The organism is Nitrospirillum guaranorum, assembly GCF_034653275.1.
Lineage (GTDB): Bacteria > Pseudomonadota > Alphaproteobacteria > Azospirillales > Azospirillaceae > Nitrospirillum.
On the sequence record NZ_JAYEES010000001.1, the window covers coordinates 180,562 to 194,323 of the forward strand.

Sequence of the window (13,762 nt, forward strand, 5' to 3'; positions counted from 1 at the left end):
TGGCCACACGCGATTGCAGGAATGCATCGCATCCTTGCAAGCGACGACCGCCCGAGAATTGTCGGGGAGAATTATTGGGTCAGGGTTTGCGCGGCGGCAGCATCTCTCGCCACAGGGGCAGGCGCCGCTCCAGGTCGGCGAAGGTGACCAGCGCCTCGGGGCACTCGTCACGGTTGGGCGCTTGGGTTTGCATGGTGACGGCCGTGTTCACCAGGAAATCGAACATCTCCCCCACCTTGCGCCGCTCGTCCGCGTTGGGCGCCGTGAGGTCCAGGAGATCCCGCACCTGGTCGGAAACATGGTCCGTCCGCGCCGCCGCCACACCGCAAGCCTTGGCCTGGCCGATGATGGGCCCGGCGGAGCGCGCATAGTCCCACACGTCCGCGCGGGCGGCGGCGGGCGGCAGCAAGGCCAAAACGGCGAAGGCGAGACGCGCGCGGATTTGGGGCACCCTTTTCAGCATGCCCCTGAAGATAGGATGCGGGTGCCGCTGACGCCAGCGCCCTAGCCCCCGATCAACAGCTTGGTCAGCCAGCGGTGCAGGGGCTTCAGCGGCGGGCGGGCCAGGCGGTCCAGGCGGGGGCCCTTGCGGTCGAACACCGCCTTAAGGTGGCTGAAGGTGTCGAAGCCGTCGCGGCCGTGATAGCGGCCCATGCCGCTGGGGCCGATGCCGCCGAAGGGCAGGTCCTCCACCGCCACGTGGATCAGGGTGTCGTTGACCACCACGCCGCCGGCCGCCGTGGTCTTCAGCGCCCGGTCGATGAGGGCGCGGTCGCGGCCGAACAGGTAGAAGGCCAGTGGCCGGGGCCGGTCGCGCACATAGTCCAGCGCCTGGCCGACATCGTCATAGGGTACGATGGGCAGCACGGGGCCGAAAATCTCCTCCCGCTGCAGGGTGATGTCCTCGGGTGGGTCCAGCACCACGGCGGGGCCGATGTCCAGGCCCGGCACGGGCGGGCCCAGTTCCCGCACCTCTGCCCCCCGGCCCCTGGCCTCCGCCACCAGCGCCGCCATGCGGGCGCGGCCCGCCCCGCCGAAGATGGCGGACATGGCGCTGGCGCCGCCGTCCGCCGGGAAATAGCCGGGCACGGCCTGGGCCAGGGCCGTCACGAAGTCCTGCACCCGGGAACGGGGCACCAGGGCATAGTCGGGCGCCACGCAGGTCTGGCCGGCGTTGGTGAACTTGCCATAGGCGATGTCGGTGGCGGCCGACGCCAGGTCGGCGTCGGGCAGCACCAGGGCCGGCGACTTGCCGCCCAGTTCCAGGGTGACGGGTGTCAGATTCTCCGCCGCCGCCTTCATCACCATCCGCCCCACGCGCGTGGACCCGGTGAACAGGATATGGTCGAAGGGCAGGCGGCCGAAGTGGGCCCCCACCTCCGGCCCGCCGGAAACGACGGCGGCCACGTCGCCGGGCACCGCCTCCGCCACGATGTCCGCGATCAGCGTCGTGGTGCGGGGAGTGAGTTCGGAGGGTTTCAGCAGCACGCGGTTGCCGGCGGCCAGCGCCCCGGTCAGCGGCCCCAGTGCCAGGAACAAGGGATAGTTCCAGGGGGCGATGACCCCGACCACGCCCACCGGCTGCGGCTGTACCCAGGCGCGGCCGGGCCCTAGGGTCAGGGGCACCGACCGACGGCGGGGCTTCATCCAGCCGGCCAGGTGGCGGCGGGCATGGCGCAGGCCTTCCAGCGACACGAAGATCTCTGCGAACAGCGTCTCATGCGCCAGCCGGCCGCCGAAGTCGGCATCCACCGCCTGGACCAGCGCGTCCTGGCGGCGGACCAGGGCCCGTTCCAGGGCCGTCAGCCAACCCCGCCGCCGGTCAGCCGGGGGAAACGCATCCTGCCGCGCCGCCGCCCGCAGCCGGTCGAAGGCCTGGGACACCACCGCCAAGTCGTCGCCCACCTGCTCCACCGCCATCATCACCTTCTCCATCTAAGCCAAGCTCTTACAGGCCGGCCACCGCCGGCCACGGAGATTTCCGGGGAGCGTCAGCGGACTGGAAATCGAGGACAGCCAAGGCCCGGATGGGCCTGTCGGCGCCTGAGGAACGCTAGAAATGCCAACTCAGGTACCCGCCGAAGCGGCGTGGGGAGCCCATGCTGATGGAATCCAGGCCGAAGCTGTCCAGGTTGTTGATATCCATGATGTAGGTCTGGTCGAACAGGTTGCGTACCCACAGGCCCAGGCTGATGGTGCCGTTGGGCGCGGTCCAGCCCAGCCGCGCGTCCGTCAGCCAATAGCCGGACTGGCTGAGGCGGCTGAGGTTGTGGCTGTCGAAATACACCAGGGAGCGGTAGGAGACGTTGATGCTGGCGTTCAGGGTGCCGGCGTCCTTGCCGCCCGCCCCGTCCAGCGGCTGGTCATAGCTGACCAGGCCGGACAGGGTCCAGCGCGGGGCGGACGGCAGGCGATTGCCGGTCAGGGTCTCCCCCTCCGAGACATAGTTCTGGTATTCGCTGTTGAGGTATTCGCCGCCGAGGCTGATCTCCAGCCCCTTCAGTGGCACCAGGGTCACGTCCGCGTCCACGCCGTAGAGGCGGGCGTTGGCGGCGTTGTTGAAGGTCTGCGTCGGGATGCCGTCGCGGGTGACGATCTGGAAGACCTGCAGGTTGCTGTAATCGTAGTAGAAGCCGGCGGCGTTCAGGCGCAGGCGCTTGTTCCACAGCTCGGTCTTGGCGCCCACCTCATAGGCGTCCAGCGTCTCGTCGGCATAGGGCGCCAGGTCGGCCGGGTCACGGGTGTAGCCGCCGAAGAAGCCGCCGCTTTTGTAGCCGCGGTTGTAGCTGGCGTAGAGCATGACGTCGTCGGTGGGCTTCACCTGGATGGAGGCGCGGCCGGACACGCTGTCGAAGGATTTGGAGGCGGCGTAGTCGAGCACGTCCACCACCTGTTCCACCGTGCTGCGATAGTGGAAATCCTTATCGTCCTGGGAATAGCGCAAGCCGCCGGTCAGGGTGACCATGTCCGTCAGTTGGTAATCCACCTGGCCGAAGACGGCGTAGCTGTCGCTGATTTGGCTATAGGGATAACCCACCGTGGCCACGTTGTTTTCCAGCGAGAAGCCGGTGGGGTTGTCGTCGGTGATGAACAGCGGCCGCAGGTCGCGCAGGATGTCGTACTGGCTGGACGTGTTCAGGTAGTCGTGCAGGAAATAGGCGCCGGCCACGGCCCGCAGCCGGTCGCCCAGCGGCGCCTCCACCCGCAATTCCTGGGACACGTCGTGCTGCGTCGCCTTGTAGGTGCTGGTCAGCAGGTTGTTGGGGCTGGCGTCGGTGTCCTCCAGGTCGTTGCGCTCGGCGCTGTCGAAGCCGGTGATGGAATAGAGCGTGGCCTTGCCCAAATCCCAGCGCACGTTGACGGAGGCGCCCCAGGTGTCGACCTTGTCCTGGCCCTTGATGTTGTAGGCGCCGGCATAGGGGTTGTTGTCGGTGTCGGCATAGCCCAGCGCGTCGGTGCACAGGCCGGAGGCATAAAAGCCGGGCGCGCACAGGCCACCGGGACCGGCGGCTGAGGCATCCTGCGGGATCAGGGGCCGCGACTGGAAAGACCGACTGTCGCCCCGGTTCTGGCCGCCGTGGAACTGCACCGTGACGCTAAGGTCATCGCTGGGTGTGAACAGCAGGCTGGCGCGCCCGCCCCAGCGGTTCACGGCATTGACATAGTCGTTGTAATAGCGGTTGTAGGTGTCGCCGTCGTCGCGTTCGTAGACGCCGGCCAGGCGCACCGCCAGCTTGCCGGGGATGAGGGCGCCACCCACGCCGGCCTCCGCCTTCACGGAATTAAAGCGGCCGTATTCCAGGCTGCCGTCGCTGGTGGTCTCGAACGTCGGCTGGCGCGACGTGATATTGATGGCGCCGCCGGTGGTGTTGCGGCCGTAGAGCGTGCCCTGGGGGCCCTTCAGCACCTCCACCCGTTCCAGGTCGAAGAACTGGCCCAGCTGCGCCAAGGGGGACGCGACGAAGACACCGTCCGAATAGATGCCGACGGCGCCGGCGGCGTTGGCGTTGAAGTCGTTCAGGCCCACGCCGCGGATGAACACCTTGGGATTGGCGCTGGCGTCCGATGTCTTGATCTGCAGGCCCGGCGTCAGGGCCGGCAGGTCCTGCACGTCGCGCACGCCGGTCTTTTCCAGCGTCTCGGCCGTCAGCGCGGTGATGGCCACCGGCACATCCTGCAGGTTTTCCGCCCGCTTCTGCGCCGTGACCACGATTTCCTGCAACACGCCGTCCGCATCGGCCGGCGCCGCCGACTGCGCCCGGGCCGTGCCGTGCAGCGCGCCCAGCGCCACGCCCGACAGCAGCATGAACCCAATACCCGCCCGGCCGATGCCCGTCTTTTGTATCCGCGTCATGGTTGGCTCCCTGTTCCTGGTTCCGTCGTTGCGGAACCGCCTTAAACCCAAGCCCTCGTTCTTATTCAGCGCTCTCGTTCAACCCCGGTGCCCGCCGGGGTCCGCATCCTTCGGCCCTTAGGCCGACATCTCGAACACCGGCCACCGCCCCGTTATGGCGGCGCCGTCATAGGCCAGCAGCGGCCCGAATTGCAGCAGCACCGCCTCGCTTTGTGAGGGGCGCAGGAACACCCAGTCGTCCGGCTTCAGCGGCACGCGGCGCGATCCCGACCAGCGCTCCTGGTTGCTGGACCGGCCGTAGAGGCCGCTGAGCCGCAGGCCCGGCGGCGACACCGGGTTGGCCAGCCAATGCCCGCCCTGCACGAAGAAGGCACGGGCGGTGTTGGGATCGAAGAAGGCGGCGACGCCGGCCAGGCTTTCCAGCCCGGGGATTAGCCCCGGCTCCGCCACCTTCAGGACCGGCGTGGCGATGAAGCAGGCCGGCTGGTGGTGGGCCAGGGTGTCGATGTCGAAGTCCGTGGGCTTCACGAAGGCGGAGCCGACGGCCACCTCCGTCGCCACCGGGTCGTCGGTGTGCAGGGCGTAGGTGGGGCTGCCCGCCGTGTTGAAGGTGTGGGGCGCCTGGCCGTCCTTCAGCGGCGCCTTCTCCCGCAGCACACCGGCCATGCGGGCGTAGATGTCCTTGGCCCGGGCCAGCGCCTTGCCCCGCATGTCGAACACGCCGGGCATCTTGGCGACATGGGGGTCATAGCCCATGAGGCCGCAGGCGGTGACGGCGGGGTCCAGGCCCGCCAGCATGGCAGCCAACGCCGCGGGGTCGGTCAGGCCACCCCGGTGCAGGCCCACGTCGATCTCGAAATTCACCGACAGCGCCACGCCGCGCGCCTTGGCCATCGCCGTGTATTGGGCCAAGCGCTCCGGCGTGTCGATCAGCCATTGCGGGCCGGGGGCCTGCGCCCCCAACTGGTCGTAGTACGCGGCGGCCGCCGCCACCGGCAGGGGCTTGCCCATCAGCATGTCGGCGTCGGGGACGCGGGTGCCCATCTCCACCAGCATGGGCTGGTTGAAGACCATGTAGCGCTTGGTCTTCAAGCCCGCCGCCACCCGGTCCATCAGATCATGGCAAGGCAGCGACTTGACGACGATGCGCAGGCCCTTGGCCTGGCCGCCCGCCTTGCCCAGGGTGTCGCCCACCGCCTTGATGTTGGCGTCCAGCCGCGTGGTGTCGACCACCAGCACCGGCTGGGCCACGCCCGCCTTGGTCAGGGCGGCCGACAGCCCGGTGAAATAGGCGTCGTGGCCGCCGCCGTGGTCGCCCTCCGGCCAGGCCAGGGCGGCCGTACCCACGACGGCGGCGCCGGCGATGCCGCCCGCCAGCACGCCGCGACGGCTGGGCCGCCTGCGATAATCATCACGCATCGGTGAACACCCCCCGCAGGTAGTCGTTGAGGAAGCGCCCCTCCGGGTCGACCTGGCGGCGCATGTCCATGGCGTCGCGGAAGCGGGGATAGAGGGCGATGAAATCGGCGGTCTTCAGCGTGTTCAACTTGCCCCAGTGCGGCCGGCCGCCATGGCGCCGCAGGATGGGTTCCACCACGTCGAACAGGAACTGGTAGTCGTCCTTGTAATAGGCGTGCACGGCGATGGAGCCGGAGGGCCGGTCGTGGAAAGGCGACAGCCAGGCGTCGTCGGGGGCGATCACCCGCGCCTCGATGGGGAAGAAGACATCGTGCCGCTTGGTCTCGATGGCCTCGATCACGTCCTTCAGCGCCCGCACCTGCGCCTCGCGCGGCAGGTGGAATTCCATCTCGTTGAAGCGAATGGGCCGCTCGTTGGACAGCAGCTGCCAGCTTTCCGCCACCACCCGTTCGGGTTCCAGGCCGGACAGCACATGCTTGGCCACGCGGCGCCGAATGGCGGGGGACCAGCCCAGCCAGTCGCGCAACGCCTTCAGGCTCATGACCGCGTCATTGTCCTGGGTGGGCGGCCGGGGCGTGGCCGGCGCGTCCGTCTCGTCATGGGTGATGACGGCGGTCATGCCGGTGAAGGGCAGGTAGTAGAACTCCACGTTGCGGTGGGCGGCCTGCAGCGTGGGCCATTCCGCCAAAGTCTGCTCCACCGGCTGCAGCCACACCCGCCGCTCCACCCGGTGCGCCGGGCTGTTCTTCAGCGTCACGCGGGTCAGGATACCGAAGGCGCCCAGCCCCACCCGGGCGGCGGCGAACAGGTCGGCGTTGTGGCTGGCGTCGCAGTCCAGCACCTGGCCGTCCGCCGTCACCAGGCGGAAGGCCTGGACGTTGCCGTGCAGGGCCATCAGGTTGACGCCGGTGCCGTGGGTGGCGGTGGACAGGGCGCCGGCCAGCGATTGCTTGTTGATGTCCGGCAGGTTGGGCATCTCCTGCCCCACGGCGGACAGGGCGGGGCCCAGGTCGGCCAGCCGGGTACCCGCCCGGACATGGGCGGTCAGCGCCCCGGCGTCGTGGCCGTCCAGCCCGGCGATGCGGTCCAGCGTCACCAGCGTGCCGGGCGTGGGCACCAGGGGCATGAAGGAATGGCCGGCGCCCACGGCGCGGATGGGCCCGGGGCTCTTGCGCACCAGGTCGGCCAGCTCGCCCTCATCCGCCGGCGCGGCGCGGCTGGCGGGGTAGGAATGCTGGATGCCGGACCAGTTGCGCCACAGCAGATGGCCGCCGGCGTCGGCGCTGGGCGGGGCCGGCGGTTCCGGCTGCACGCCCACGCGGGAGGCCGCCACGCCGCCGGCGGCCAGCGCCGTGCCGCCCATCAACAGAAACAGGGTGCGCCGTGTCAGCATGGTTCGGTCCGTTCCCCCATCAGGCTTGTCATTCAGTTGGCTTTGCCGGCCGGTATCTGGCCCGGCGCTTGGCCGGCCATGAAGCGGATCAGCGCCTGGTAATCGTCGGCGGTGCAGGAGAAGCACTGGCCCCCCGCCGGCATGCCATTGAAGCCTTCCAGCGTGTGTTTCAGCAGGGTGTCCGGCCCCTTGGCCCAGCGCTGCTTCCACGCGGTGGCATAGCCCACCAGGGGGGCGCCGGAGTCCGGGTTGGCGTGGCAGGCCTTGCAGCTGGCCTCATACAGGCCGGCCAGGCGATCCTCCGCTGGACGCCGCGCCGCCAGCGCCTCGGCCCCAGGCGGCGCCTCGGGTGCCGGGTCGCAGGCCGTCAGGCCCGCCGCCAGCCCGGCCAGTAGGATCAGTGCGGGCACGCGCGCCCGTTTCGGAAAATGCCCGATGCCCAAGCCCATGAAACTCCCCGTCGCCACCCCGTCTGTCGCGGGCACGGCGTTAGTCATCGCTAACTATGTTAGTGATAACTAAAGATGGCGGGGGTGGCAAGGGGGTTTCGCAGCGGCGGGCAGCCTCGTCAGACCAGCGCGCCGCCGGCGCCGGCGAGCGCCAGCAAGACGTCCGCCGTCATCTCGGCATCGGCCCGCGACTTGTGCCGGTAATCGCCGGTGACGCTGACGCTACCGTCCTGGTGCCGCCGCCTTTTGTGACGCGTCCGGACGGTGCCGCCCACGCGTTCCGCCACCAGGGACAAGCGGGAGCGCTCGCCCGGCCAGCGGCCTCGGGCCAGCGTCTCGGTGCATATCACGCGGTTGGACAGGGGTGGCAGGCCGGCCACGGCCAGTTCCTGGTTCAGCAGCGCGACATCACCGGCGGCACCGTGGAACACCAGCGGGTCGGAACCGATGAAGGCCAGGATATCGCCCGCCAGGTCCGCGAAGTCGGGACAGTCGGCGAGTTCCTCCGCCCGAACGCCGTGCACCCCGATGGCGATGGGGTTGAGCGGGCAGCGCGGATTGATGCGCCAGCTGCACGCCTCCCGCACATATCCGCCAGTGCCCGACGGTGAAACCGCGACGGCCGACACCTCGATGATGCTGCGCCCCTCCACCGGCCGAAAGCCGGTCATCTCGATGTCCATGGCCACCCAGCGCCCGACTGGCAAGCCAACTGAGATGTTCCGCGCCTTACCCATGACCTGTTCCACATGCAAGGGCGCCCCGGGGAGAGGCGCCGACCCCGGCTATATAGGCCGGCAACCGTTTAGAGTTTTTGTTTTATCGTGCGATCGCTTCAGATGAATCCATCTGAAGCGATCGCACTTTAAAGAATCACGCATACCCCCGGCCCGCCGCGCGCCAAGCCTTCACATGGTCAATGAAAGCCTTGAGACCGGCGGAGGGCAGGCGCTGGCGGGGGTAGTATAGTGCCAGGCCCGGCGAGGGCGGCGTCCAGTCGGCCAGCGCGCGGGCCAGCCGCCCGGCAGCCAGATCGGCCGCCACGTCGCGCAGGCTGACATAAGCGATGCCGGCGCCGGCGCGGGCGGCGTTCAGGCACAGGGTATGGCTACCCAGGGTCAGGCGGCCGGGAACGTCGATGCGTATCTCCCCATCACCCATGGGCCCGCCGCCCGCCGGCCCGCCATCCCTCGGCCCACTGTGGGGGGCGAATTCCCAGCGATAGATGGTGCCGCTGGGCAGGCGGGCGCGGATGCAGTCGTGGCGCAGCAGGTCGGCCGGCACGCGGGGGGTGCCGTGCGTCTGGAAATAGGCGGGCGTGGCCACGACGGCCCAGCCCTCCTCCTCCCCCACCGGGATGGCCACCATGTCCTCCGGCACCGTGTCGGTGGCACGGAAGCCGGCATCGAAGCCGGCGGCGACGATGTCGACCATGCGCCCCTCCGCCACCAGGTCGACCCGCATGTCCGGGTAGCGGGCCATGAAATCCAGGATCAGGGGCAGCATGCGCGCGGCGGCCTCTTCCGAGGTGTTGAGGCGCAGCAGGCCGGCGGGGGTGTCGCGGAAGCGGTTCACCGTTTCCACCGCGTCCGCGATTTCGCGCAGGGCCGGGCGCACCCGGTCCAGGAACTGTTGCCCCGCCTCGGTCAGGGCGACGCTGCGGGTGGTGCGGTTGAACAGGCGCACGCCCAGCTGTCGCTCCATCGCCGCCACCCGATGGCTGAGCGACGAGGGGGAGGCGCCGATGGCCGCCGCCGCGGCGCGGAAGCTGCGGTGTTCCGCCACCGCCGCCAAGGCCGCCAGTTCGCTGAGCGCCAGATCCGCCATTGTACGGCATTCCTCATCGTTTCATGCAAGATTGTCCGGATTATCGCATCAATGGCGGCGCATTACATCAGCGGTCTCGACCTGTTCCACGGAGAAAAGAGACCATGAGCACCCCCACCACCCTGGCCAAGACCGTCCTGATCACCGGCTGTTCCTCCGGCTTCGGGGAAGCCGCCGCCCGGCTGTTCGCGGCGCGGGGCTGGAACGTCATCGCCACCATGCGCGACACGTCGCGGGATCCCGGGTTGGCCGCCCTGGACAACGTGCTGGTCACCCGCCTGGACGTCCAGGATCGCGACAGCATCGCCGCCGCCGTCGCGGCCGGGCTGCGGCGCTTCGGCCGCATCGACACGCTGGTGAACAATGCCGGGTTCGGCCTGTTCGGCGTGTTCGAGGCCACGCCCGTGGCCAAGATAACCGAACAGTTCGAGGTCAACGTCTTCGGCGTGATGGACGTGACCCGGGCCGTCCTGCCCCATTTCCGCGCGAACGGCACCGGCACCATCATCAACATCAGTTCCGGCGCGGGCGCATTCGGCTTGCCCCTGATGTCGCTGTACTGCGCCAGCAAGTTCGCCCTGGAAGGCTATTCCGAGGCGCTGTCCTTCGAGCTGGCCAGCGTGGGCGTGACGGTGAAGCTGGTTGAGCCGGGCGGCGTCACCAGCACCAACTTCGGCCCGCGCAGCGGCGTGGAGGCGGGGGGCCAGGCGGATCTCGCCGACTATCGCCCCTTCGTCGCCAAGCTGGACGCCTTCTTCGAAGGTTGGCGCAATTCGCTGGCCGGCACCACGCCGGACGGCGTGGCGGAGGTGATCTACACCGCCGCCACCGACGGCACCAACCAGCTGCGCTACGTGGCGACGGACGACATCAAGCCGCTGATCGCCGCCCGCCGCGAAACGTCGGAGGAAGCGTACATGGCCCTGATGCGCGAGCGCTTCATGCCGCACTGACGTCGGGTTGCGGGGGCATTCGGCCGGTTTGATCGGATGTCCCCGCCCCCGACACCGGGGGCCGGCGGTCGCCGGCCTTCGGCACGAAAAACCTATACCCCGTGGCGCAGACCGCCCAGCCACATCTGGGTCAGGGCGCGGCAGACGCTTTCGGGCGACATGCTGGGGTCGTCCAGCGCCATCTCCACGGCGGCGTAGCCCGCGTCCACGGCGATGCGGGTGCGCAGGCGCAATTCGGCCGGGTCCATGTCGGGCAACAGCGGGCCCATGGCGCGGCAGATGCGGTCGGTGACCATCTCATGCGAGGCCAGGCGGACGGCGGTCAGCGAGGGCACGGCGCGCAGCGCCCGCATGATCCACACCGCCCCCGGCATCTCGGCCGTCGCCTGGATGGTGGACAGCAGGAATTGGTAGTGGGCCCCCATCAGCTCTTCAAAACCGGCGGGCGCGCTACGCTCCAGCCACTCATAGAGGATGTCGTTCTGGGCCTCCATCAGGGTGCTGCCCAGGGCCGCCAGCAGGTCGTACTTGTCCTTGAAATGACGGTAGAAAACGGGCGGTGTCACCCCGGCGCGGCTGGCCACCTGGTTGGTGGAGATGCGTTCGATCCCCACCTCGCCCAGCAATTCGGCACCCGCCTGCATCAAGCGCATGCGCATGGCCGCCGCCCGGCCGGTCGGGGCGGGGCCCGAGGTCGGACCGGAAGCGAGAGTGGCGTCGGAGGCTGTGTCAGACACGGTCACGGGGATCGGCAACAGGGTTGGAGAACGGCGCGGAGCCTGCTGCGCCCATGACTACCGCGTCCGGCACCGGAACGCCAAGGCCGATCGCACCCCCCCTTCCCCGGGATACCTACATCCATACGCAGGGATAGCCGGCAGGCCCCTGGATTCTGCGCAACGGAGTGATAAACTTCATAGACGGGAGATAAAACGACTGGAGGCGACATGAGCGGCGCCAGTGACAGTCCGGCCGACGACGGGGAAATCGTCAGCGTCGACACCAGCGACCCCACGGTGGCCTGCCTGTCCATCGTCAGCTGGTCCATGGCCATCGCGGCCCTGGGCGCCATCGTGCTGCTGGCCCTGGTCCTGGCGCTGTTGAACGTCTCTCAGTACGTTTTCCTGATGGTGTGGATCATCGGCGCGCCCTTCGCCGCCGCCGGCGCCGCCTTGGTGGTCCTGTTCATCCAGCTGAACCAGCGCCGCCAGCACGGCTGACGCGCCACCCCGACGGGACGTCAGCGCGGGCACAAGCCATGTAGGAACAGGTGCACCACCTGCTGGACGTAAGTGTGGCGATAAGTGGCGTCGCCCAGGCGGGCCGGATTGATCTGGCCCTCGAACGAATACCCGGCCGTGACCATGCCGAAGAAGATGTGGGCGGCGGTGACGGGATCCTCCACCACGATCAGCCCCTGGTCGGCCGCGCGGCGCAGATAGTTCGCCACCTTGTCGCGCGACTGATCGGGGCCGGTGCGGAAGAAGCCTTCCAACTGGTCCGGGAACAGCCGCCCCTCCGCCACCAGGATACGCATCATGGCCATGACGTCGGGCTGGACCAGCGCCTCCAGCAGGGAGGCGCCGAACTGAAGCAGCACCTCTTGCGGCGGTCCGCAGCTTTCGGCGATGTCGTTCATCAGTTGGCTGATGTGGCCGGTCACCACATCCAGCACCGCCAGGAACAGCCCCTCCTTGCCGCCGAACAGCTCATAGAGGGTGGCGCGCGACCCGCCGGACAGGGCCACGATGTCGCCCAGGGTCGCGCGCTCGAACCCCTTTTCCATGAAGACCTTCAGCGCCGCGTCCATCATGGCGGTGCGCCGCGCCTCCGCCCGGCGGCCCAGCTTGGGGACGGGCGGCGCGGCGGCGGTCGAGGGCGCTGGGGCCGGGGCATCGGACATATCGGTCAAGGTGGGTAGGGGGGCGCTGGCGGGGGTGGTCATCGTTTTTTCATAGCTTAATCAAAGGCCCCGGTGACGCCCGTCACAGGACTGTACTGTATGATACAGTACGTAAGCGTCATCGAGCAAGGGCGGGGCTTCCGTTCCCCGCACCCTTGCCTATCTTTTTCCCCGTTCCCTTACCATCCCCAGGTTGTCCCGGCTGAAACGCGTTTCGGCCGCCGCCTGGACCGGGTGGGGGGGCGGGGCTGGCTTTCGGTGGAAGAGGCATTTGATGACGCTCACTATTCCTAGGGTGGCCTTGGTGGCGACGCTGTCGGTGGCGGCGGTGGCGCTGGCCGGTTGCGGCGAGAAAAAGCAGGCGCCACCCCCGCAGGGGCCCATCTCGGTGGGCGTCGTCACCGTGACACCGCAGCCCGTGACCCTGTCGACCGAGCTGACCGGCCGCACCTCGGCCTTCCGGGTGGCGGAGGTGCGGCCGCAGGTCAGCGGCGTCATCCTGAAGCGGCTGTTCACCGAGGGCGGCGAGGTCAAGGCCGGCCAGCAGCTGTACCAGATCGACCCCGCGCCCTATGAGGCGGCGCTGGCCAGCGCCAAGGCCAGCCTGGCCCAGGCGGAGGCCGCCGTGAAGTCGGTCAAGGCCAAGGCGGAGCGCTACAGCGACCTGGTGACGGTCAACGCCGTGTCCAAGCAGGACTATGACGACATCACGGCCACCCTGGCCACCGACCAGGCGGCGGTGGACGCCGCCCGGGCCCAGGTCAGGACGGCCCAGATCAACCTGGACTACACCCGCGTCTACTCCCCCATCAGCGGCCGCGTCGGCCGCTCCACCGTGACGGAGGGCGCCCTGGTCACGGCCGACCAGACCACCGCGCTGGCCACCGTGCAGCAGCTGGACCCGCTGTATGTCGACGTCACCCAGTCCAGCGTCGACTTGATGCGCCTGCGGCAGGAGATCGCCGCCGGCCATGTGAAGGGCGCCACGGCGGGCGACGCGCCTATCAGCCTGCTGATCGACGGCCTGGGCGACAAGCCCTATGCCGAGCCCGGCCGCCTGCAGTTCGCCGACGTGACCGTGGACCAGACCACCGGCATGGTCACCCTGCGCGCCACCGTGCCCAACCCCAAGGCGGAGCTGCTGCCGGGCCTGTTCGTCCGGGCGCGGGTGGAGGAAGGCGTGCGCGACCAGGCCATGCTGGTGCCGCAGCAGGCCGTGGTGCGCGGCGGCGATGGCAGCACCACCGTCTGGGTGGTGGGCCAGGACAACAAGGCCGCCGTCCGCCCCATCACCACCACCCAGGCCCAGGGCGACAAGTGGGTGGTGACCGGCGGGCTGAACGCCGGCGATCGCGTGGTGGTGGAGGGCCTGCAACGCCTGCGCCCCGGCGCGGACGTCAAGGCGGACGAGGCGAAGCCCCAGGCGGCCGCCCCCACCACCCCGCAGCCGCTGTAAGGCAGGGC

At 69.2% G+C, this 13,762-nt stretch carries 13 protein-coding genes; 3 read left to right on the forward strand and 10 right to left on the reverse strand.

What is annotated here, in order from left to right:
• Positions 1-79: 79 nt before the first annotated feature.
• The 8 genes from UAJ10_RS00605 to UAJ10_RS00640 all read right to left on the reverse strand — a co-directional run bounded on the left by UAJ10_RS00605 (position 80) and on the right by UAJ10_RS00640 (position 9,442).
• The gene (locus tag UAJ10_RS00605) at positions 80-451 is read right to left on the reverse strand and encodes a hypothetical protein (RefSeq protein ID WP_322913251.1); all 372 of its coding nucleotides are present in this window, start codon (positions 449-451) and stop codon (positions 80-82) included.
• Positions 452-504: 53 nt separating this feature from the next.
• On the reverse strand, positions 505-1,935 hold the full coding sequence (locus UAJ10_RS00610; RefSeq protein WP_322913253.1) for a coniferyl aldehyde dehydrogenase: 1,431 nt from the start codon (positions 1,933-1,935) through the stop codon (positions 505-507).
• A gap of 118 nt (positions 1,936-2,053) precedes the next feature.
• A complete protein-coding gene (locus UAJ10_RS00615) occupies positions 2,054-4,354 on the reverse strand; it encodes a TonB-dependent receptor (protein WP_322913255.1) in 2,301 nt (766 codons plus the stop codon).
• 117 nt (positions 4,355-4,471) lie between these two features.
• Positions 4,472-5,773 (reverse strand): alanine racemase, encoded by a 1,302-nt coding sequence (locus UAJ10_RS00620; protein ID WP_322913257.1) that lies wholly within the window; start codon positions 5,771-5,773, stop codon positions 4,472-4,474.
• On the reverse strand, positions 5,766-7,166 hold the full coding sequence (locus UAJ10_RS00625; RefSeq protein WP_322913259.1) for a D-arabinono-1,4-lactone oxidase: 1,401 nt from the start codon (positions 7,164-7,166) through the stop codon (positions 5,766-5,768). Before UAJ10_RS00625 ends, UAJ10_RS00620 begins: the two co-directional genes overlap by 8 nt.
• A 32-nt stretch (positions 7,167-7,198) precedes the next feature.
• The gene (locus UAJ10_RS00630) at positions 7,199-7,576 is read right to left on the reverse strand and encodes a c-type cytochrome (RefSeq protein ID WP_322913261.1); all 378 of its coding nucleotides are present in this window, start codon (positions 7,574-7,576) and stop codon (positions 7,199-7,201) included.
• Positions 7,577-7,734: 158 nt separating this feature from the next.
• Positions 7,735-8,352: a 3'-5' exonuclease gene (locus tag UAJ10_RS00635; RefSeq protein WP_322913263.1), complete on the reverse strand. Its 618-nt coding sequence runs from the start codon at positions 8,350-8,352 to the stop codon at positions 7,735-7,737.
• Positions 8,353-8,488: 136 nt separating this feature from the next.
• Positions 8,489-9,442, reverse strand: a complete 954-nt coding sequence (locus tag UAJ10_RS00640; RefSeq protein ID WP_322913265.1) for a LysR substrate-binding domain-containing protein — start codon at positions 9,440-9,442, stop codon at positions 8,489-8,491.
• A 104-nt stretch (positions 9,443-9,546) separates the two neighbouring features.
• Here UAJ10_RS00640 and UAJ10_RS00645 point away from each other — a divergent pair, with 104 nt between their 5' ends.
• Positions 9,547-10,395 carry an SDR family oxidoreductase gene (locus UAJ10_RS00645; RefSeq protein WP_322913267.1) on the forward strand — a complete coding sequence of 283 codons (849 nt, stop codon included), beginning with the start codon at positions 9,547-9,549 and terminating at the stop codon, positions 10,393-10,395.
• 92 nt (positions 10,396-10,487) lie between these two features.
• Here UAJ10_RS00645 and UAJ10_RS00650 read toward each other — a convergent pair whose 3' ends face one another.
• Entirely contained in the window at positions 10,488-11,054 is a 567-nt protein-coding gene (locus UAJ10_RS00650) for a TetR/AcrR family transcriptional regulator (RefSeq protein ID WP_088875092.1), read from the reverse strand.
• Positions 11,055-11,342: 288 nt separating this feature from the next.
• On the opposite strand from UAJ10_RS00650, the gene UAJ10_RS00655 reads away from it, so the two are divergent.
• Positions 11,343-11,615, forward strand: coding sequence for a hypothetical protein (locus tag UAJ10_RS00655; protein ID WP_322913269.1), 273 nt, complete (start codon positions 11,343-11,345; stop codon positions 11,613-11,615).
• Positions 11,616-11,635: 20 nt separating this feature from the next.
• Here the strand turns inward: UAJ10_RS00655 and UAJ10_RS00660 are convergent, their stop codons facing one another.
• Positions 11,636-12,340, reverse strand: coding sequence for a TetR/AcrR family transcriptional regulator (locus tag UAJ10_RS00660; protein ID WP_322913271.1), 705 nt, complete (start codon positions 12,338-12,340; stop codon positions 11,636-11,638).
• Positions 12,341-12,572: 232 nt separating this feature from the next.
• Here UAJ10_RS00660 and UAJ10_RS00665 point away from each other — a divergent pair, with 232 nt between their 5' ends.
• Positions 12,573-13,754, forward strand: coding sequence for an efflux RND transporter periplasmic adaptor subunit (locus UAJ10_RS00665; protein WP_322913273.1), 1,182 nt, complete (start codon positions 12,573-12,575; stop codon positions 13,752-13,754).
• Positions 13,755-13,762: the final 8 nt, after the last annotated feature.